This is a genomic window from Acidovorax sp. GW821-FHT11A03 (assembly GCF_058809075.1).
The window spans coordinates 86,360-105,473 of the sequence record NZ_JBXASG010000007.1; the positions used below are offsets into that span (position 1 = coordinate 86,360).

The 19,114-nt window shown below is 66.6% G+C and carries 18 protein-coding genes and 1 tRNA gene; 9 read left to right on the forward strand and 10 right to left on the reverse strand.

Annotation, left to right across the window (positions count from 1 at the left end; translation table 11 throughout):
* Positions 1–77 precede the first annotated feature (77 nt).
* The gene (locus AC1RVY_RS18220; protein WP_218297492.1) at positions 78–608 is read right to left on the reverse strand and encodes a winged helix DNA-binding protein; all 531 of its coding nucleotides are present in this window, start codon (positions 606–608) and stop codon (positions 78–80) included.
* Positions 609–780: 172 nt separating this feature from the next.
* Here AC1RVY_RS18220 and AC1RVY_RS18225 point away from each other — a divergent pair, with 172 nt between their 5' ends.
* The 5 genes from AC1RVY_RS18225 to AC1RVY_RS18245 all read left to right on the forward strand — a co-directional run bounded on the left by AC1RVY_RS18225 (position 781) and on the right by AC1RVY_RS18245 (position 5,333).
* Positions 781–1,797: a TRAP transporter substrate-binding protein gene (locus tag AC1RVY_RS18225; protein WP_218297493.1), complete on the forward strand. Its 1,017-nt coding sequence runs from the start codon at positions 781–783 to the stop codon at positions 1,795–1,797.
* A gap of 9 nt (positions 1,798–1,806) precedes the next feature.
* Positions 1,807–2,343 (forward strand): TRAP transporter small permease, encoded by a 537-nt coding sequence (locus tag AC1RVY_RS18230; RefSeq protein ID WP_218297597.1) that lies wholly within the window; start codon positions 1,807–1,809, stop codon positions 2,341–2,343.
* 193 nt (positions 2,344–2,536) lie between these two features.
* On the forward strand, positions 2,537–3,847 hold the full coding sequence (locus AC1RVY_RS18235; RefSeq protein WP_218297494.1) for a TRAP transporter large permease: 1,311 nt from the start codon (positions 2,537–2,539) through the stop codon (positions 3,845–3,847).
* Positions 3,848–3,981: 134 nt separating this feature from the next.
* Positions 3,982–4,368, forward strand: a complete 387-nt coding sequence (gene crcB / locus AC1RVY_RS18240) for a fluoride efflux transporter CrcB (protein ID WP_218297495.1) — start codon at positions 3,982–3,984, stop codon at positions 4,366–4,368.
* Between the two features lie 101 nt (positions 4,369–4,469).
* Positions 4,470–5,333 carry an LOG family protein gene (locus AC1RVY_RS18245; protein ID WP_218297496.1) on the forward strand — a complete coding sequence of 288 codons (864 nt, stop codon included), beginning with the start codon at positions 4,470–4,472 and terminating at the stop codon, positions 5,331–5,333.
* A 74-nt stretch (positions 5,334–5,407) separates the two neighbouring features.
* Here AC1RVY_RS18245 and AC1RVY_RS18250 read toward each other — a convergent pair whose 3' ends face one another.
* The 7 genes from AC1RVY_RS18250 to AC1RVY_RS18280 all read right to left on the reverse strand — a co-directional run bounded on the left by AC1RVY_RS18250 (position 5,408) and on the right by AC1RVY_RS18280 (position 13,939).
* Positions 5,408–6,598, reverse strand: a complete 1,191-nt coding sequence (locus AC1RVY_RS18250; RefSeq protein WP_492807596.1) for an MFS transporter — start codon at positions 6,596–6,598, stop codon at positions 5,408–5,410.
* Entirely contained in the window at positions 6,595–8,421 is a 1,827-nt protein-coding gene (locus AC1RVY_RS18255; protein WP_218297498.1) for a DNA recombination protein RmuC, read from the reverse strand. Before AC1RVY_RS18255 ends, AC1RVY_RS18250 begins: the two co-directional genes overlap by 4 nt.
* An 80-nt stretch (positions 8,422–8,501) precedes the next feature.
* Positions 8,502–9,497 carry a 2-hydroxyacid dehydrogenase gene (locus AC1RVY_RS18260; protein ID WP_369642360.1) on the reverse strand — a complete coding sequence of 332 codons (996 nt, stop codon included), beginning with the start codon at positions 9,495–9,497 and terminating at the stop codon, positions 8,502–8,504.
* 172 nt (positions 9,498–9,669) lie between these two features.
* Complete coding sequence (locus tag AC1RVY_RS18265) at positions 9,670–11,082, reverse strand: sodium:proton antiporter (RefSeq protein ID WP_369643898.1); 1,413 nt, start codon at positions 11,080–11,082, stop codon at positions 9,670–9,672.
* Between the two features lie 17 nt (positions 11,083–11,099).
* Positions 11,100–12,320 carry a nicotinate phosphoribosyltransferase gene (gene pncB / locus AC1RVY_RS18270; protein WP_218297501.1) on the reverse strand — a complete coding sequence of 407 codons (1,221 nt, stop codon included), beginning with the start codon at positions 12,318–12,320 and terminating at the stop codon, positions 11,100–11,102.
* 192 nt (positions 12,321–12,512) lie between these two features.
* The gene (locus AC1RVY_RS18275) at positions 12,513–12,998 is read right to left on the reverse strand and encodes an acyl-CoA thioesterase (protein ID WP_369642359.1); all 486 of its coding nucleotides are present in this window, start codon (positions 12,996–12,998) and stop codon (positions 12,513–12,515) included.
* Positions 12,995–13,939, reverse strand: a complete 945-nt coding sequence (locus tag AC1RVY_RS18280; RefSeq protein WP_369642358.1) for a histone deacetylase family protein — start codon at positions 13,937–13,939, stop codon at positions 12,995–12,997. Before AC1RVY_RS18280 ends, AC1RVY_RS18275 begins: the two co-directional genes overlap by 4 nt.
* Positions 13,940–14,138: 199 nt before the next feature.
* On the opposite strand from AC1RVY_RS18280, the gene AC1RVY_RS18285 reads away from it, so the two are divergent.
* The 3 genes from AC1RVY_RS18285 to AC1RVY_RS18295 all read left to right on the forward strand — a co-directional run bounded on the left by AC1RVY_RS18285 (position 14,139) and on the right by AC1RVY_RS18295 (position 16,949).
* The gene (locus AC1RVY_RS18285; protein ID WP_094290910.1) at positions 14,139–14,687 is read left to right on the forward strand and encodes a phasin family protein; all 549 of its coding nucleotides are present in this window, start codon (positions 14,139–14,141) and stop codon (positions 14,685–14,687) included.
* Positions 14,688–15,005: 318 nt separating this feature from the next.
* Positions 15,006–16,058 (forward strand): extracellular solute-binding protein, encoded by a 1,053-nt coding sequence (locus AC1RVY_RS18290; RefSeq protein WP_369642357.1) that lies wholly within the window; start codon positions 15,006–15,008, stop codon positions 16,056–16,058.
* Between the two features lie 132 nt (positions 16,059–16,190).
* Positions 16,191–16,949, forward strand: a complete 759-nt coding sequence (locus AC1RVY_RS18295) for a 3-hydroxyacyl-CoA dehydrogenase (RefSeq protein WP_218297505.1) — start codon at positions 16,191–16,193, stop codon at positions 16,947–16,949.
* Between the two features lie 177 nt (positions 16,950–17,126).
* Here the strand turns inward: AC1RVY_RS18295 and AC1RVY_RS18300 are convergent, their stop codons facing one another.
* Positions 17,127–17,786 carry a GNAT family N-acetyltransferase gene (locus AC1RVY_RS18300; protein WP_492807600.1) on the reverse strand — a complete coding sequence of 220 codons (660 nt, stop codon included), beginning with the start codon at positions 17,784–17,786 and terminating at the stop codon, positions 17,127–17,129.
* 75 nt (positions 17,787–17,861) lie between these two features.
* Here AC1RVY_RS18300 and AC1RVY_RS18305 point away from each other — a divergent pair, with 75 nt between their 5' ends.
* Complete coding sequence (locus AC1RVY_RS18305; protein ID WP_369642356.1) at positions 17,862–18,740, forward strand: LysR family transcriptional regulator; 879 nt, start codon at positions 17,862–17,864, stop codon at positions 18,738–18,740.
* Between the two features lie 188 nt (positions 18,741–18,928).
* Here AC1RVY_RS18305 and AC1RVY_RS18310 read toward each other — a convergent pair.
* Positions 18,929–19,005 (reverse strand) — tRNA-Asp (locus tag AC1RVY_RS18310).
* Between the last annotated feature and the right edge of the window lie 109 nt (positions 19,006–19,114).

The following is a 19,114-nucleotide window of genomic DNA, read 5'->3' on the forward strand; positions in this document are numbered from 1 at the left end:
ATGTTATTGATAGCCTTTTGCGCTTGTGCACCAAGCGCAGGAGCATTGTTGGATTGAAATACCGTGCGTGCCGCGGGTCACAGGGAGGCGGCCGAGCGCGCCGCCTGGTCGTACATGCCGGAAAGCACACGCAGCAACCGGGCCAGCTCGCCAATGTCGCGGTTGAGCGAATCGTCCGCCTGCAGCGCATCGATCAGGCAGCTCTCGCGGATCTCGCGGTAGCGCTGCACGTAGGCGCGGCCGGATTCGGTGGCGGCATAGGTCACTTCCTTGCCATTCTTCTGTGATGCGACGACCCCCAGGTTCTGCAGCTTCTTGAGCGCGTAGTTCACCAGGTGCGTGTCTTCCACGTTCATGATGAAGCAGATGTCGGCCAGGCGTTTGTCGCGCGCGCGGTGCGTCACGTGGTGCAGCACCACCACATCCAGCGGGGTCAGGTCCTTCAGGCCGGCAGCCGACATGCAATGCACCACCCAGCGGTGAAAGGCATTGCCCGCGACGATGAGCCCGAACTCGAACTCGCTCATCTCCGCGCTCTGCGCCGACACCAGGTGCGCGGACGACACGATCGGACCGGAATCGCCCTTGGCCTTGGCCCCTGGTTTCATGAACACCGCCTCCACAACAGTCGAATCTGGCACGGGATATGCATAGGCCATTGTAGGCAACTCGACAATGATTTGTTGGCAATTTGTCAGCGTTTAGGCAAAACACCTATGCCACGGCCGATTGCTTTCTATACAGTGGCTTACCCCCACGATCCACCTTGCGGAGCACTCCATGAAGCGTCGAATCTTCTCCACCACTGCCCTGGGAATGGCCCTGGCACTGGGCATGTCTGCCACCTCGGCCCAGGCCCAGGCCAAATGGGACCTTGCGGCCGCCTACCCGGTGAGCAACTTCCACACGGAGAACCTGATGCAGTTCGCCAAGGACGTGGACACCGCCACCGCCGGCAAGCTCAAGATCACCGTGCATGCCAACGCCTCGCTGTTCAAGGCCAACGAAATCAAGCGCGCCGTGCAGGGCGGCCAGGCGCCGGCGGGCGAAATCCTGCTGGGCAACTTCGAGAACGAAAACCCGCTGTACGGCGTGGACGGCATTCCCTTCCTGGCCACCTCGTATGCCGACTCCAAGCGCCTGTACGACGCGCAGAAGGCCTCGCTGGACAAGCTGCTGGGCACGCAGGGCATGAAGCTGCTGTATGCCGTGGCCTGGCCGCCACAAGGCATCTACTCCAAGAAGGAACTGGCCTCGGTGGCCGACCTGCGCGGCATCAAGTGGCGCGCCTACAGCCCCGCCACCGCCAAGATCGCCGAGCTGATCGGCGCGCAGCCCGTGACCATCCAGGCGGCGGAACTCTCGCAGGCCCTGGCCACGGGCGTGGTGGAAGCCACCATGACCTCCGGCTCCACGGGCTACGACAGCAAGATCTATGAAAGCATCAAGCTCTTTCACGACACCCAGGCCTGGCTGCCCAAGAACGCGGTCATCGTGAACAAGAAGGCCTTCGACGCGCTCGACAAGCCCAGCCAGGACGCCCTGCTCAAGGCCTCGGCCGAGGCCGAGACTCGCGGCTGGAAGGTCAGCGCCGAAAAGACCGAGTGGTACAAGAAGGCCCTCGCTGAAAAGGGCATGAAGATCGTCACCCCCGCGCCCAAGCTCATGGCCGACATGCGCCAGGTGGGCGAGATCATGCTGGCCGACTGGCTCAAGAAAGCCGGCCCGGAAGGCGAAGCGATCATCGCGGCCTACCGCAAGGGTGGCCCGGCCACGGCCGCTGCGGCCAAGAAGTAAGCCGTGACCATGCTGCGCCGCTGGCTCGACCGCATCTACCTCGCCGCCGGCGCACTGGGCGCGGCATTCATCGCGCTCATCTGCGTGCTCATGATCGCGCAGAGCATCATGCGCGAGCTGGGCCTGCGCACCGGTGCCATCAACGACATCGTGGCCTGGTTCTGCGCGGCTGCCGCGTTCCTGGCCATGGCGCATGCCTTCAAGCACGGCGACTTCGTGCGCGTGACGCTGCTGCTGGAAAAGCTGTCCCCGCGCCGCTGCCGCCAGCTCGAGGTGGTGTCGCTGGCCATCGGGTCCGTGGCCGTGGGCTACCTCATGTGGGCGGCCTGCAGCTACACCTACGAGAGCTGGGAGTTCAACGACATCTCCCAGGGCCTCCTGCCCATGCCGCTGTGGATTCCGCAGCTGAGCTTCGCGCTCGGCTCCATCCTGCTGTGGGTGGCCGTGGTCGATGAATTCATCATCGTGCTGCGCGGCGGCGTGCCGACCTTCGTGCGCGCCGTCGAAGAGCGCCATGCCAAGGGCGACTTTTCTTCTGATATCTAGAGAAGCCCCCCTGAGGCGCTGCGCGCCTTCCCCCGAGGGGAATGCCACTGGTGGCCCGGCGAAGCCGGCTCCACGGTGGCACTGGCGTTTGGCAGCGCCAGTTTTTGCGGTGCGCTGGAAGCGCATTGCGGTGTGAGTACCGATAACAACAGGCTGCATCGGGCATAGCGCTCATCGGCCCAGAAAGTTCGATATGGATATCTTGATGGTGGGTGGCGTGTTGCTGCTGCTCATGCTGGTGCTGCTGTCCGGCGGTGTGTGGATCGCCATGACCCTGGCGATCTGCGGCTGGGTCGGGCAGGCGTTCTTCACCTCCACGCAGCCGGCCAAGAATTTGTTCTCGGCGTTCTGGGAGAGCAACGCGAGCTGGGAGCTGGCGGCGCTGCCGCTGTTCATCTGGATGGGCGAGATCCTGTTTCGCACCAAGCTCTCCGAGGAGATGTTCGAGGGGCTGCGCCCCTGGCTCAACCGCGTGCCCGGCCGGCTGATGCACACCACCATCCTGGGCTGCGGCATCTTCGGCTCGGTCTCGGGCTCGTCGGCGGCCACCTGCGCCACCATCAGCAAGGTGGCGCTGCCCGAGCTCATGAAGCGCGGCTACGACGAGAAGCTGGCGCTGGGCGCGCTGGCCACGGCCGGCACGCTGGGCATCCTGATCCCGCCCTCCATCACCATGGTGGTGTACGCCGTGGCCGCCGATGCCTCCATCATCCGCATCTTCCTGGCGGGCTTCCTGCCGGGCATCCTCCTGATGCTGCTGTTCTCGGGCTACATCGGCTGGTGGAGCCTGCGCAACCCCGACAAGGTGCCCGCCGCCGACCCGCCCTCCTCCCTGCGCGAGAAGATCCGCAAGTCGGGCAACCTGATCCCCGTGGGCGTGCTCATCGTGTTCATCGTGGCCGTGCTCGTCACGGGCTACGCCACCGCCACCGAGTGCGCGGCCTACGGCGTGGTGGGATCGCTGGGCCTGGCGCTGTGGAGCCGCTCGCTCACCTGGCAGAACTTCAAGGAAGGCCTGATGGGCACCACGCGCACCAGCTGCATGATCATGTTCATCCTGGCCGGCGCCGCCTTTCTCACCAAGACCATGGCCTTCACCGGCATTCCGCGCGAGCTGGCCCAATGGGTCAATGCCATGCACCTGTCGCCGTTCGCGCTCATCAGCGTGCTGGTGGTCGTGTACCTGGTGCTGGGCACCGCGCTCGACGGCATCAGCATGATCGTGCTCACCAGCGCCGTGGTGCTGCCCATGATCCAGCAGGCCGGGTTCGACCTGATCTGGTTCGGCATCTTCATCGTGCTGCTGGTGGAGATCGCCGAGGTCACGCCGCCCGTGGGTTTCAATCTCTTCGTGCTGCAGAACATGACCGGCAAGGACAGCAACACCATCGCGCGCGCCGCCATTCCTTTCTTCCTGTGCCTGGTGGTGTGCATCGCACTCATCACGATCTTCCCGCAGATCGTGACCATCCTTCCCGACCTGGTCATGGGCGTGGAGAAGTAGCCGCCCTCAGCCGGTCCACGCCGCCGCGCCCGGAAGGCTGCGGCGAGGCCGGCCCCACCGCGGGGCGCAGGCCGTGAACGGCCGGCGTGGGCCACAATAGCGCCCGCATCCAATTTACGGGGAGTGATCGCACCATGCTCGCAGTCGTGGCTATCTGCATCGGCGCCAGTCTGGGCGCGCTGGCGCGCTGGCGGCTGGGCATGTGGCTGAACACCGTGGGAGCGCTCATGCCCTGGGGCACGCTGGCCGCGAACCTCGTTGGGGGCTATCTGGTAGGCGTGTGCGTGGCCGTGTTCCAGGCCCTGCCCCAGCTGGACCCGGTCTGGCGGCTGGCCCTCGTCACAGGCTTTCTCGGCGGCCTCACCACGTTCTCCAGCTTTTCGGCCGAGGTCGTGGGCATGCTGCAGCAGCAGCGCTACCTGCTCGCGCTGGGCACCACCTCCGTGCACCTGCTCGGTTCGCTCACGCTGACCGTGCTGGGCATCCACACTGCTACTCTTTTGCTAGCAGGGCGCGCCTGATCGTGCGTGATAATCGGGCACAACGGCCGCCAACCACCCCCCATTCAACCCACTGCCGACCCGCGCTCGCGCACCGGCCGGCCGCGTTTTCCTGATCTGCCATGGATGCCAACACCCAACTGAATGAACGCCGCCTGGCCGATGCCTGGGCGGAGCTGCAAAGCCACGCCGCCAACGGCAATCCGCTGCACGCCGACGCCTACCGGCTCGCGTTTGCAGACCCCGAATTCCTGTTCCGCCGCGAAACGCGCGGCATCCGCTTCCAGCTGGAGATGCTCAAGCCCGACCTCGGCCAGATCGAGCAGGGCATCGAGAACACCATCGTGGTCTACGGCAGCGCCCGTTTCGTCGCGCCCGACGAGGCCGCGTCCCAGCTGGCCGAAGCCGAGGCCAGCGGCGACGAAGTGCGCCTGCAGCGCGCGCACCAGGCCGTGCGCAACGCCCGCTACTACGACCTGGCCCGCCAGTTCGCTCGCATCGTCGCGGAACACAGCGAGCTGCAGCCGCCCGCCGACCGCATCTACATCTGCACCGGTGGCGGCCCCGGCATCATGGAGGCCGCCAACCGCGGCGCGCATGACGTGGGCGCGCTCAACGTGGGGCTGAACATAGCCCTGCCCCATGAGCAAAGCGGCAACCGCTTCATCTCGCCGACCCTGAGCTTCAAGTTCCACTACTTCGCGCTGCGCAAGATGCATTTCATGATGCGCGCCAAGGCCCTGGTGGCCTTCCCGGGCGGCTTCGGCACGCTGGACGAGCTGTTCGAGGTGCTCACGCTGGTGCAGACGAAAAAGGCCAAGCCCGTGCCCATCGTGCTGTTCGGCACGGACTACTGGAAGCGCCTGATCAATTTCGAGGTGCTGGTCGAACAAGGCACGATCTCGGCACAGGACCTGGGCCTGTTCCACTACACCGACGACCCGCAGGAAGCCTGGGGCCTGATCAAGTCGTTCTACCAGCTGTAGATCCGCGCTGCGTCGCGGCACGGTACGGCACCACCTGCCGGCGGCCGCGTGCGGGGGCGTGGCCTCCCGCCACGCTACTGCGGCCCGTGCGCTTTCTCCGGCTTCTCCCCGCCGATGCGCCACGCCAGCCGGGCGCCGCCCAGCCCCGTCGCGCCCACGGCCCAGAACAGGCCGCTGACCCCGATCACCGCGCCGGCCGACCCGAACAGCAGCGGCATCAGCACGCTCGATGCGTTGATGGCCATCAGCCGCAGGCCCAGCGCCTCGCCCTGGCGGTGCGATGGCGTGATCTGGTGCAGCAGGCTCATCACCATGGGCTGCCCGGTGCCCAGCGCAAAACCCAGCAGCACCGAGCACACCCCCATGGCGAATGCGCTGTCCAGCAGCGGATAGGCCCCGAACAGCACCGCCGTCACCAGCATGGCCCCCGCCATCACGCCGCGCTCGCGCAGGCGCTCGGCGACAAAGGGCATGAGCACGCGGATCACCGTGGCGGCGATCGCAAACGCGCCGAAGATGGTGCCGATCACCGCGGCCGACAGCCCACGCTCGTGCCCCAGCAGCGGCACCGCAAAAGCGTGCACGTCCCAGCATGAGGAGATCAGCCAGTTCACGATCAGCAGGCGGCGAAACGGCGGGTCGTTCAGCAGGTCCCACGCCCGCTGGGGCGGGCCGCCCTTGGCGGCGGCGACGCTGGGCAGTTCCTGCGTGCCGCGCACACACAACCAGCTGAGCAGCGGCAGCAGCGCAAGCAGCACGAAGGCCGCGCGGTAGCCCTCCAGGCTGCCCGCCGCGCCACCCGCGTGGTCGATGGCCAGGCCCGCGCAAAAAGGCCCGATGAAGTTGGACACCGCCGGGCCGATGGACAGCCAGCTGAACACCTGCTTGAGTTCGGTGGCGTCATGGACCGCGCGGCCGGCGTGGCGCTGCACCGCTATGGTGGCCAGGCCCGCCGCCGCACCGGTCATCAGCGCGGAGACACACAGCACGGGAAAGGTCGGAAACACCACCGCCAGCCCCGCGCCCACGCAGGCCACGGCCACCGAATAGCCCACGGGGCGCTTGAGGCCGCGGCGGTCCGCGTACCGGCCCGCGGGCAGGGCAAGGAACACCTGGGTGAGCGCGAACAGCGCCACCAGCAGCCCCACCGCCGCCGCGCTGTACCCTTCGCGCAGCGCCAGCAGCGGCGCGGCCAGGCGCATGCCGGCCATGCTGGCATGCACGCAGACCTGCCCTGCGATCAGACGGGCCAGTGCCCGGTTCACAGCGGGTCGTCCTCCGCGTCCAGTCCGGGCAGCGCCGCCGTGCCACCGCCCACGGGCAGCGGCAGGGTGGCGCCGGGGGGCGCCGGCAGGTCCTGCACATCACGCAGCTTGCGCTGGATGGCGCGGGTGCGCACTCCCACCTCGTCGAAACGCTTGGCCGCCGCGTCGATGGACTTCTTGGTGGCCTCCACCACGTCGCCAAACTTGGCGAATTCGGTCTTGACCATGCCCAGCAGGCTCCACACCTCGGACGAGCGCTTCTCGATGGCCAGTGTCTTGAAGCCCATCTGCAGGCTGTTGAGCATGGCGGCCAGGTTGGCGGGGCCGGTGATCATCACGCGGCAGTCGTTCTGGATGGCCTCGACCAGGCCGGGGCGGCGTATCACCTCGGCGAACAGGCCTTCGGTGGGCAGGTACAGCACGGCGAAGTCCGTGGTGTGCGGCGGCGAGACGTACTTGGCGAAGATCTTCTTGGCTTCGAGCTTGATCGAGGCCTCGAACGCGTTGCCGGCCGAGGCGATCAGCCCCTTGTCGGCCGCGTCCTGCGCGTCCATGAGCCGCTGGTACTGCTCCACGGGGTACTTGGAGTCGATGGGCAGCCACACCGGATGCTCGTCGCTCTTGCCCGGCAGGCGGATGGCGAACTCCACCAGCTCATCGCTGCCCGGCACGGTCTTGACGTTGCGCGCGAACTGGTCGGGCGTGAGCACGTTGTCGATGATGGCGCCCAGCTGCATTTCGCCCCAGGTGCCGCGCGACTTCACGTTGGTCATCACACGCTTCAAGTCCCCCACGCTGCCCGCCAGGGTCTGCATTTCGCCCAGGCCCTTGTGCACCTGTTCGAGCCGGTCGCTCACCAGCTTGAAGGATTCGCCCAGGCGCTGCTCCAGCGTGGCGTGGAGTTTTTCGTCCACCGTGCGGCGCATCTCCTCGAGCTTGGTGGAGTTGTCGGCCTGGATCGCGGCCAGCCGCTCGTTGAGCGCGTTGCGCAGCTGCTCCGCGTTTTGCTGGCTGCCCTGCACCAGCCCCGTGAGCTGCTGCGAGACCGCATCCTGCAGCACCGAGAACTGGTTCCTGATCTGGAAGCCATTGGCTTCCAGCTGGTCCTTGAGCGCGCTAGACATCGTGCCCAGCTGGGTCTGGATGTCGCCCTTGAGCGAATCGAGCGTGAGGCGCGTGGCCGCCTGCAGGGCCTCGAAGCGCTCCTGGATGCGCTTTTCGAACAGCGCGGCGCTTTCGCCCATCGCCTCGCGCGACTTGACGCTTTCGGCCGCCAGCGCGGCCGTGGTGGCCGTGAGTTCGGTGCGAAAGCCCACCAGAGTGGCCGACAGCTCGGTGCGCGCGGTGGCGGCATCGGCCTGGCCCTGCGCCAGATGGGCCAGCAGGGCCTTGCTGCTTTCTTCCAGCCGCCCGGCCACGGCATTCTGCAAGGCATCGAAACGCTGGGCCAGGGCCGCATCCTGCGCGGCCTGGCGCTGCTCCAGCCGCCCTTCGAACACGCCGAACGCCGCCAGCAGTTCAGCGCGGCCGTTGCGGGACTCGGCCACGGCCTGGGCCAGGCGCTCGTCCACCGCGTGGCGCAGGGTCTCCAGCGTGGCCTGCGTGGTGTGCGTGAAGCCGCGCAGCTGCTGGCCCATGCCGTCCAGCGCGCCGTCGTTCTTGGCCACGGCAATCTGCGTGGCCTGGGCGGTGTGTTCCAGCGCCTGCAGGCGGGCCAGCCACTCGGGCGGCAGATCGACGCGGGGGCGGCGCAGCATGAGCAGCACCAGCAAAACCAGCACGAGAGCCAGCGCGGCCAGCAGGATGAGGGTATCGGTAGTCAAGGCAGGAATACTATGTTTTTGATAGCTGCTTGCGCATATGAATAAAGCGCCAGCGGCCCTTCTTGCTTAAATTCTCGATGTCACTGCCGGCCACGCGGGCCGGGCACCGGCTGGTTCACCGGCGTGAGCGGCCCACGCCCCCCCAGGAAGGCGATCAGGTTGTCGGCCGCCAGGTTGGCCATGGCACGGCGCGTGGGCACGGTGGCGCTGGCAATGTGGGGCGTGAGCACCACGTTGGGCACGGTGAGCAGGTCGGGGTGCACGCCGGGCTCGCCCTCGAACACATCGAGGCCCGCTGCCGCGATGCGGCCTTCCCGCAGCGCCGCGGCCAGCGCGGCATCGTCCACGATGCCGCCGCGCGCAATGTTGATGAGCGTGGCCGTGGGCTTCATGAGCGCCAGCTCGGCGGCGCCGATGGTGTGGTGCGAGGCAGGCGTGTAAGGCACCACCAGCACCACATGGTCCGCGGTGCGCAGCAGATCTTCCTTGCCCAGGTAGCTGGCCTTGCATTCGGCCTCCAGCGCGGGCGGCAGGCGCGAGCGGTTGTGGTAGACCACCTTCATGCCAAAGCCGTGCGCGCCACGCCGGGCGATGCCCTGCCCGATGCGCCCCATGCCGATGATGCCCAGCGTGCTGCCGTGGATGTCGCTGCCGGCGAACATGTCGTAGCTCCACTTGGTCCACCGGCCGGCGCGCAGGTAATGCTCGCTCTCGGTCATGCGCCGGGCCGTGGCCATCAGCAGCGCGAAGCCGAAGTCGGCGGTGGTTTCGGTCAGCACGTCGGGCGTGTTGGTGCCCTGCACGCCGGCCGCCGTCATGGCGCCCACGTCGAAGTTGTTGTAGCCCACGGCCATGTTGGCCGCGATCCTCAGGCGCGGCGCGGCGGCCAGCAGGGCCGCGTCGATGCGCTGGCTGCCGGTGGTCAGCACGCCATCCTTGTCGGCCAGGCGCGCGGCCAGCTCGGCCGGGGTCCAGATCACGTCGTCCGGGTTGGCCTCGACCTCGAAGTGCGCGCGCAGGCGCTCCACGATGTCGGGGAAGATGGCGCGGGCGACCAGGATGCGGGGTTTGCTCATGAATCTTTAGTCTCCAATGTATCGATACGGTTGCCGTGCCTTGCAACTGGCGCGGCCCGCACCAGCGGCCACCGTGCAAGGGCCGCCCCGCTGCACTCTGGTGGCATCCCCCTTCCCATCACGCAGCGATGAGAGAAGGGGGAAGCGGCGCAGCCGCGCAGGGGGATGGTCACTACCGGAACCAGATGAAGGTCATGACAATGAACAGCGGCACCAGAATGCCGCCCGACCACAGCATGTAGCCGAAGAAGCTGGGCATCTTCACGCCCCGGTCTTCCGCGATGGCCTTGACCATGAGGTTGGGGGCATTGCCGATGTAGGTGTTGGCGCCCATGAACACGGCACCCGCGGAAATGGCGGCCAGGGTGGGTGCCAGCGTGGTCATCAGCACCGCCGCGTCGCCACCCGCCGTGTTGAAGAACACGAGGTAGGTGGGCGCATTGTCGAGGAACGAACTCAGCAGGCCGGTGGCCCAGAAATACATGGCCGGGTCGGGCGCGCCGTCCGGCCGGGTCACCGCCGAGATGATGGCGCCGAACGGCCCCTGGTTCCCCGCCTTGAGCATCGCGATGACCGGAATGATCGTGAGGAAGATGCCCGCGAACAGCTTGGCCACCTCCTGCATCGGCGCCCAGCCGAACTGGTTGTCGGCATGCACCTGCCGGGGGGTGAGCCACAGCGATGCGAGCGTCACCAGCACAAGCCCCGCATCGCGCACGATGCCCGGCAGCCCCACCAGGGTGCCCGCGACGTCGAACGCCACGCTCGACTTCCAGAAGCCGCTGAGCAGCACCAGCGCGACGACCGCGCCCAGCAAGGCGAAGTTGATCTTCCCGTCGAAGCCGATGGAGCGGCTGTCGGGCGTCGGGTCGGCGGGCAGCACCTCCTCGCGGTGCCGGCAGTACCAGGTGTCCAGCAGGAAGAATATCGCCAGCAGCGCACCGACCAGGAACAATGTTTCCGGAAAGATGTGGCCCACCGTCCAGAAGAAATCGACGCCCTTGAGAAAACCGAGGAACAGTGGCGGATCGCCCAGCGGGGTGAGCGAGCCCCCCGCGTTGGACACGATGAAGATGAAGAACACCACCACGTGCGCCACGTGCCGGCGGTTGTCGTTGGCGCGGATCAGCGGACGGATCAGCAGCATCGAGGCCCCCGTCGTGCCCATGAAGCTGGCCAGCAGCGCCCCGATCGCAAGCAGGGCGGTGTTGAGCCCCGGACTGCCATGCAGGTTGCCGCGGATGTAGATGCCCCCCGCCACGGTGAACAACGCCGTGAGCAGCACCACGAACGGGATGTACTCGGCCAGCAGCGCATGCACCAGGCTGGCCCCGGCCACGCCAGGGCCGAAGGCGATGGCGAACGGCAGCAGAAACGCCAGGCCCCACGCGGCCGCGACCTTGCCGAAATGGTGGTGCCAGAAAATGGGTGCCAGCAGCGGCATGAGCGCGATCGACAGCAGGATGCCCGCGAAGGGCACGCCCCACAGCACCGACAGGGTGCTGCCGTCCACATCCGCGGCCACGGCCAGGCCCGGCAACACGAGCAGGGTGATCAAGAGGCCCAGCGCGCGGGGCGCCGGCATCCGGGTGGCGCGGGCCATCATGCCACCGCGGGGATGTCGAACACCTGGCGCAGGTAGGCCAGGTATTTCTCGTCGTCGCACATGCCCTTGCCCGGCGTGTCGGACAGCTTGGCCACCGGCTGGTCGTTGCAGCGCGTCATCTTGATGACCACCTGCAAAGGCTCGTGTGCGGGCGGGCTGCCCAGGTCGTTGGTCAGGTTGGTGCCGATGCCGAACGCCAGCTGGCAGCGCCCCCGGAACTGCTGGTACAGCTCGATGGTGCGCGGAATGGTGAGCGCATCGCTGAAGATCAGCGTCTTGGTCAGGGGGTCCACCCGGTTCTTGCGGTAGTGGTCCAGGAGGCGCTCGCCCCAGGCGAACGGGTCGCCGCTGTCATGCCGCGCGCCGTCAAAGAGCTTGCAGAAGTACAGGTCGAAATCACGCAGGAAGGCACTCATGCCGTACACGTCGGACAGCGCGATGCCCAGGTCGCCGCGGTATTCCTTGGCCCACATCTCGAAGCCGAACACCTGGCTGTCGCGCAGGCGCGGCCCCAGGGCCTGGCAGGCCTGCAGGTATTCGTGCGCCATGGTTCCCAGCGGCGTCACGCCCAGCTTCATGGCATACAGCACGTTGCTCGTGCCCGCGAACTGGCCGGGGCCCGCGGGTGCGCCGGGGCGGCGGTCGCCCGTGCCCAGGCGGGCCACCAGCACCCGCAGCACCTCTTCGTGCCAGGCGCGGGAAAACCGCCGGCGCGTGCCGTAGTCGGCGATCTTGAGGTCCGACAGGCCCTCGCCCTGCAGCAGCGCGATCTTGGCATCCAGGCGCTTGCGGCCTTCCAGGAAGTCGGGCACCTTTTGCGTGTTGCGAAAGTAGACCTCGTTGACGATGGCCAGCACCGGGATCTCGAAGAGGATGGTGTGCAGCCAGGGCCCGCGGATGGAAATGTCGATCTCGCCGTTGTGCTGTGGCGTGACGGTGATGTACTTCTCGTTGAGCTTGAAGAGGCCCAGGAAGTCCACGAAGTCGCTCTTGATGAAGCGCATGGAACGCAGGTAGGCCAGTTCGGCATCCTGGAACTGCAGGCAACACAGCGAGCGGATCTCGTCGCGGATCTCATTGACGAACGGCGCCAGCTGCACGCCAGGGTTGCGGCACTTGAAGCGGTATTCGACCTGAGCCCCCGGAAACTGGTGCAGCACCACCTGCATCATGGTGAACTTGTACAGGTCGGTGTCGAGCAGGCTGGTGATGATCATGGACAGGGCAGGCCTCAGACCGCGGGCTGGTCAGCAAAGCCTCAAAGTGTAGGCCATCGGGGCATCCCGCACCGTGCAGGGACTCTGCCCCCGCGCCACGGGCATGCGACGCCATGCGCTGGGGAAAAACGCCCTTCGCGCCCTTGGGAGAAGCGCGAGAAGCTAACGGATCAATAGCAGGCCCGCCGGTGCTCAGCCGGCCACCACCAGCTCTTGCAGGACCTTGCGCAGGGCCTCTGGCACCGGCACGGGCCGGCGGGTCTCGCGGTCCACATACACATGGATGAAATGGCCGGCCGCAGCGGTCAGCGGCTCGCCCTGGGCAAACAGGCCCACCTCATACCGCACGCTGGAGCCACCCAGCCGTGCCACCCGGATGCCGGCCTCGATCGTCTGCGGGAAGGCCAGTGGCGCGAAGTAGTTGCACTGGGTTTCAATGACCAGGCCTATGGTCTCGCCCGCATGGATATCGAGCACGCCTTGGTCGATCAGGTGGGCATTCACCGCCGTGTCGAACCAGCTGTAGTACACGACGTTGTTCACATGGCCGTACACGTCGTTGTCCGCCCAGCGCGTGGTGATGGGGCGAAAGGCCCGGTAGGCGCTGCGCGGCTGCGGGGACGGGCGGGCGGCCGGCGCGGACGCAGCGGCAGGGGTGGTGCTGGCGGCAGAAGTCATGGCCGCACATTCTGCCAGCGCTGATGGTACTGCCAGGCCACGCGCCAGGTGTTCAGCTGCGCCAGCACCGTGTCTTCCAGATTGCGGCCATAGCCCCCCGCCATCGCGAAAGCCAGGGGAATGCGGCGCTGCCACGCCCAGTCGAACACGCGCCGGTCGCGCGCCTCCAGGCCATCGTGGGTCACGGCCAGCCGCCCCAGGCGGTCTCCTTCGTGCGGATCGGCACCGGCCAGATAGAAAACGAGCTGGGGCGCGAACCGCTGCTCCAGGGTCTCGAGCGCCTGCTCCAGGGCCTGCAGGTAGTCGGGGTCGGCGCAGCCGTCGGGCAGCTCGACATCCAGGTCGCCGGGCTCCTTGCGGAACGGAAAATTGCGCGCCCCGTGCAGTGACAGCGTGAACACGCTGTGGTCGCCCCGGAAGATGTGCGCCGTGCCGTTGCCCTGGTGCACGTCGAGGTCGATCACCGCCACCCGCAGCGGGCGGGCCACACGCCCCGCGCCCTCCGTGCGCGCCCATTCCACCTGCATGAGCCGCGCGGCCACCGCCACGTCATTGAACACGCAGAAGCCGCTGCCCTTGTCCGCATACGCATGGTGCGTGCCCCCTGCGAGGTTGCCCGCAATGCCCTCGCGCAGCGCCACGCGGGCGGCGGCCACCGTCGCGCCCACGGACCGCCGTGCGCGCTCGGCCATGGCATCGCTCCAGGGGAAGCCGATCTCGCGCTGGGCGGGCGGTGCCAGCGTGCCGTCGGCAATCGCATCGACGTACTCCGGCGTGTGGGCCAGCGCGAGCTCGCTGTCCGACGCGGGCATGGCCACCTGCAGCGACACGCCGGGCAGGTGCTGCGTGATGCGGTCGCGCAGCAGCCGGTACTTGGCCATCGGGAACCGGTGGCCCTCGGGAAGCGGCAGCACGAAATGGTCTGCGTAATAGGCATGCATGACGCGATTGTGGCAAGCGGCGGATTTCTGGGGCGCCGTCCCTAATTTGCTGCAGCGCAACAAAAACCCCTTGCAATACCACGCCAAGTGCCTAAAATTCATCCCATGCTGCACTGCAACATGACTCACCAGGTCAGGGCCAGCGCAGATGTCCGCGAACCACCTTGGCCCCCGGGCCCCATTTTTTAGGAGATATGACATGACGCTGACCGCTGAACAAATCCTGGCCTCGCACAAAGCCAACATCGAAACCCTGTTCGGTCTGACCACCAAGGCCTTCGAAGGCGTGGAAAAGCTGGTCGAACTGAACGTGACCGCTTCGCGCGCTGCCCTGTCGGAAGCCGCCAACCACACCCAGGCCGTCCTGGGCGTGAAGGATGCGCAAGAGCTGCTGGCCCTGCAAGCCGGCCTGTTCCAGCCACTGGCTGAGAAGACTGCCGCCTACAGCCGCCACCTGTACGACATCGCTTCGGGCACCGGCGCTGAATTCGGCAAGGCTTTCGAGAGCCAGGCCACCGACGCGCAAAAGGCATTCACCAACCTGGTGGACAGCGCCGCCAAGAACGCTCCCGCCGGTTCCGAAACCGCCGTGGCCGTGATGAAGAGCGCCGTCTCTGCCGCCAACAACGCTTTTGAATCGGTGCAGAAGGCCGTCAAGCAAGCGTCCGACGTGGCCGAAGCCAACTTCAACGCCGTGGCCAGCACCGCTGCCAACGCCGCCAAGACCGCTGCACCCCGCAAGCGCTGATGAGCCATCTGCGGTCTGGAGTGCAACCTCTAGGCCGCGTTCAGGGAATACCCTGATAATTCAACCACGCGCTGCGGAAGCCCTCCACAAGCGCACCAGTTGTCTCCTTGGATCCTCTCGAAACCCCCGTTTCAGGGATCCTTTTAAAGCCCGGTTCATGACCGGGCTTTTTTTTGCCCGTGTCCTGGCAACACCCTTCCGGCGCTTGCGCTGCGTCAGGAATTCCCTCTGAATTCCTTGGCGCGCCCCAGACATTTATTAAGAATAATTCGCGTTTGTTTTATCATCGCCAGAGTTACAACCTTGAAAGACGCATCCATGTCGAAGACTGTGAAAGCCTTGTTGAGCGCGTGCACGCTGGCCGTTGCCGCCGGCGCCGTTTCCGCCCAGGACCAGGTGGTGAATCTCTACTCGGCCCGCCACTACTCCACCGACGAAGCGCTGTACAGCGGATTCACCAAGGCCACGGGCATCAAGATCAACCGCGTGGATGCGGACGACGCCGGCATCCTGGCACGCCTGAAGGCCGAAGGCACGGCATCTCCGGCGGACGTGATCCTGCTGGTGGATGCCGCCCGCCTCTACAAGGGGGAAGTCGACGGCCTGTTCCAGCCCATCCAGTCCAAGGTGCTCAGCGACGCCATTCCCGCCAATCTGCGCAGCGCGCCAGCGGCAGACGGGGGCATTTCCTGGTTCGGGCTGTCCACGCGCGCACGCGTGATCGTCTACAGCAAGATCAAGGTGCAGAAGTCGGAGGTCGACACCTATGAGGAGCTCGGCGACCCCAAGAACAAGGGCAAGCTGTGCATCCGCTCCGGCTCGCATCCCTACAACCTGAGCCTCTTCGGCGCCGTGACCGAGCATCTGGGCGAACAGAAGGCGGAGGCCTGGCTCAAGGGCATGGTGGCCAACCTGGCGCGCCCTCCCAAGGGCGGGGACACCGACCAGATCAAGGCCGTGGCCGCGGGCGAATGCGATATCGCCGTCACCAACAGCTACTACCTCGCGCGCATGATGCGCTCGACCAAGCCCGAGGACGTGGCCGTGGTCAACAAGGTCGGCGTGGTGTTCCCCAACCAGGATTCCTGGGGCACGCACCTGAACATTGCCGGCGGCGCGGTGGCCAAGCACTCCAAGAACCAGGCCAACGCCATCAAGTTCCTCGAGTACCTGGTCAGCCCTGAAGCGCAGAACTACTTTGCCAACGGCAACAACGAATGGCCCGCCGCCAAGGGCGTCAGCATCGACAACCCCGCTCTCAAGGCCATGACCGGCGGTGCGCCCTTCAAGAGCGAGACCATTCCGATCAGCGCGGTGGGCGCCAACACGACCAAGGTGCAGCAGATGCTGGACCGCGTGGGCTTCCAGTAACCCGCCCGTGCGGCCCCGCGGCGCGGGGTTTGCGCCAGGCCCGGCCTCGCCGGGCTTTTTTTCGCCTGTCGGAAACCAGGCGGATGCGCCATAATTGACGTTTACGTTAACGTCACTCACTGGAGACAGAACATGGACATCAAAGGCAAGGTTTTCATCGTGACCGGCGGCGCGTCCGGCCTGGGCGAAGGCACGGCGCGCATGCTTGCCGCCCAGGGCGGCAAGGTGGTCATTGCCGACATGCAGGCGGAAAAAGGCGAGGCCGTGGCCAAGGACATTGGCGGTGCCTTCGTGAAGTGCGATGTGAGCAGCGAGGCCGACGGCCAGGCCGTGGTGGCGAAGGCCGTTTCGATGGGCAAGCTGATGGGCCTGGTGAACTGCGCGGGCATCGCACCCGCGGAAAAGACGGTCGGCAAGAACGGTGCGCACGCGCTGGCCGTCTTCAGCAAGACCGTCACCGTGAACCTGATCGGCAGCTTCAACATGATCCGCCTGGCCGCCGAGGCGATGTGCAAGAACGACCCCGAGCCCACGGGCGAGCGCGGCGCGCTGATCTCCACCGCCAGCGTGGCCGCCTACGACGGCCAGATCGGCCAGGCGGCCTATTCGGCCTCCAAGGGCGGCGTGGTTGGCATGACCCTGCCCATCGCGCGCGACCTGGCCCGCAACGGCATCCGCAACATGACGATTGCGCCCGGCATCTTCGGCACGCCCATGCTCTTTGGCATGCCCCAGGAGGTGCAGGATGCGCTCGCGGCCGGAGTGCCCTTCCCCAGCCGCCTGGGAACGCCGCAGGACTATGCCAAGCTCGTGCAGCACATTTTCGAGAACGACATGCTCAACGGCGAAGTGATCCGCCTGGACGGTGCGATCCGGCTCGCACCCCGCTGATGCTATTCAATTTATAGCATCCAGCGCTTATTGCGAAAGCGCTGGGAACATTTTCCCCCATGATTCCCGAGCCCTGGACTTGTCCGGGGCTGTTTCATGGAAGAACCAGGGCGGAGGCCGGGCGCTTCCCCCAGGCGCCACGGGGCGGTGCGGCGGCACGGCGGTGCGTCCGCCAGCCTAGGCCGAGTGCCGCTGCGGCGCCGGGCGCGGCGGCTGCGCGGCGGGCAATACCGAATCCCCCGTACCCAGCGGCCGCTGCATCAAAACGGTGTCCAGCCAGCGGCCTTTCTTGAAGCCCACGGAGCGCAGTGCGCCAATGCGCTCGAACCCCATGCGGGCATGCAATGCCATCGAGCCGGCGTTGTCATCGCCCTGCCCCACCACCGCGAGCATCTGGCGCCACGGCCCCGCCTCGCAATGCCGGATGAGTTCGCCCAGCAGCGCAGCCCCGAGGCCTCTCCCTGAAAGATCGGGCGCCACGTACACCGAGTCCTCCACCGTGTGGCGGTAGGCCACCCGGGCCCGGTACGGCGCGGCGTAGGCAAACCCGGCCACCATGCCGTCCAGTTCCGCCATCAGATAGGGCAGGCCGGCAGCCACCACGGCAGCGCGCCGTGCGCGCAGTTCATCAACCGTCGGAGGTATTTCCTCGAAAGAAGCCAGCCCGTGCAGCACGTGGTGGGCGTACAGCGCCTGGATGGCGGGCAGGTCGTTCTCGCTGGCGCCGCGCACCACGGGTGCGGAGCGCCCGGCGGCGGCTGCTGCGCGAGTCCGGTTCGGTGGCGCTGGCGGGGTGGATTTCAAGATGGGCAGGGGAATGGTCGTCGAGGTGTGCATGACCGACAGTGTGGCAAGCTTCCATGCATAAAAGAAGCTTTCTCAAGTTATGCAAAGTATGAGAAATTCTTTGCCATGGAACGCATCAATCTCGACCAGCTTCACGGCTTTGCCACCGCCCTTGAACTCGGCAGCTTCTCTGCCGCGGCGCAGCGCCTGGACCTCACCCAACCGGCCGTGAGCCTGCAGGTGCGCCAGCTCGAAAAGCGCCTGGGCACGCCTTTGATCGAGCGCGTCGGCCGGGTGCTGCGCCCCACGGCGGCGGGTGCCGAGTTGCTGGCCCATGTGGGCCGCATCGATGCGGTGGTGGCCGAGGCCCTGGAGGCCGTCTCCCGCCATGCCGACAGTGCCACCGGTCGCGTACGCCTGGGCACCGGCGCGACGGCCTGCATCTACCTGCTGCCACCGGTGCTGCGGTCGCTGCGGCAGTGCTTTCCCGGCCTCGACATCACCGTGCGCACCGGCAACACGGCCGACATTGTCCAGGCGGTGGAGGACAACACGCTGGACCTGGGACTGGTCACGCTGCCCGCCAGCGGGCGCATGCTGGAGGTGTCACCCCTGCTGGACGACTCGTTCGTCGCGATCGCCCCGCGAGGCACCGCGCTGCCGGCGCGGATTGGCGCCAAGGAACTGGCGCGGCATCCCGTGCTGCTGTACGAGCCCGGCGGCCACACCCGCCGGATCGCCGATGCCTGGTTCGCCCGGGCGGGGGTGGCACTGCAGCCGGCCATGTCGCTGGGCAGCGTGGAGGCGATCAAGGAGCTGGTCGCGGCCGGCCTGGGCTGCGCCGTGCTGCCGGGCATGGCCGTACGGGACGGGCACCAGGGCAACCTCGAAGTACGGCCACTGTCGCCACCCCTGCGCCGCACATTGGCCGTCGTCATGCGCCGGGACAAGCGCCTGCACCGGGGCCTGCGCGAAACAATGGCGGCCCTGCAGTCACTGGGATGAGGGAAAAGCAGGAGCCCGCCGCCATGCCGTCAATGCAGGGGTGGGTGGCAGTGACAAGACCGATATCCGCCATGAAACCCACAAAAACAACTGGAAATGGGCAAAGAAAAACGGACTGCAGCAATCAATACTGCAGTCCGTTTATTTGGACCACGACACAACCAGCGACGGGCTGTGCCATGTGAATCTGGCGGAGTGGACGGGACTCGAACCCGCGACCCCCGGCGTGACAGGCCGGTATTCTAACCAACTGAACTACCACTCCTGGCAGGCAGCTTTTCGCTTGCATCTCTCAATACAAGCCAAGCGCTACAACTTGGCGACCCTACGGGGATTCGAACCCCGGTACTCACCGTGAAAGGGTGATGTCCTAG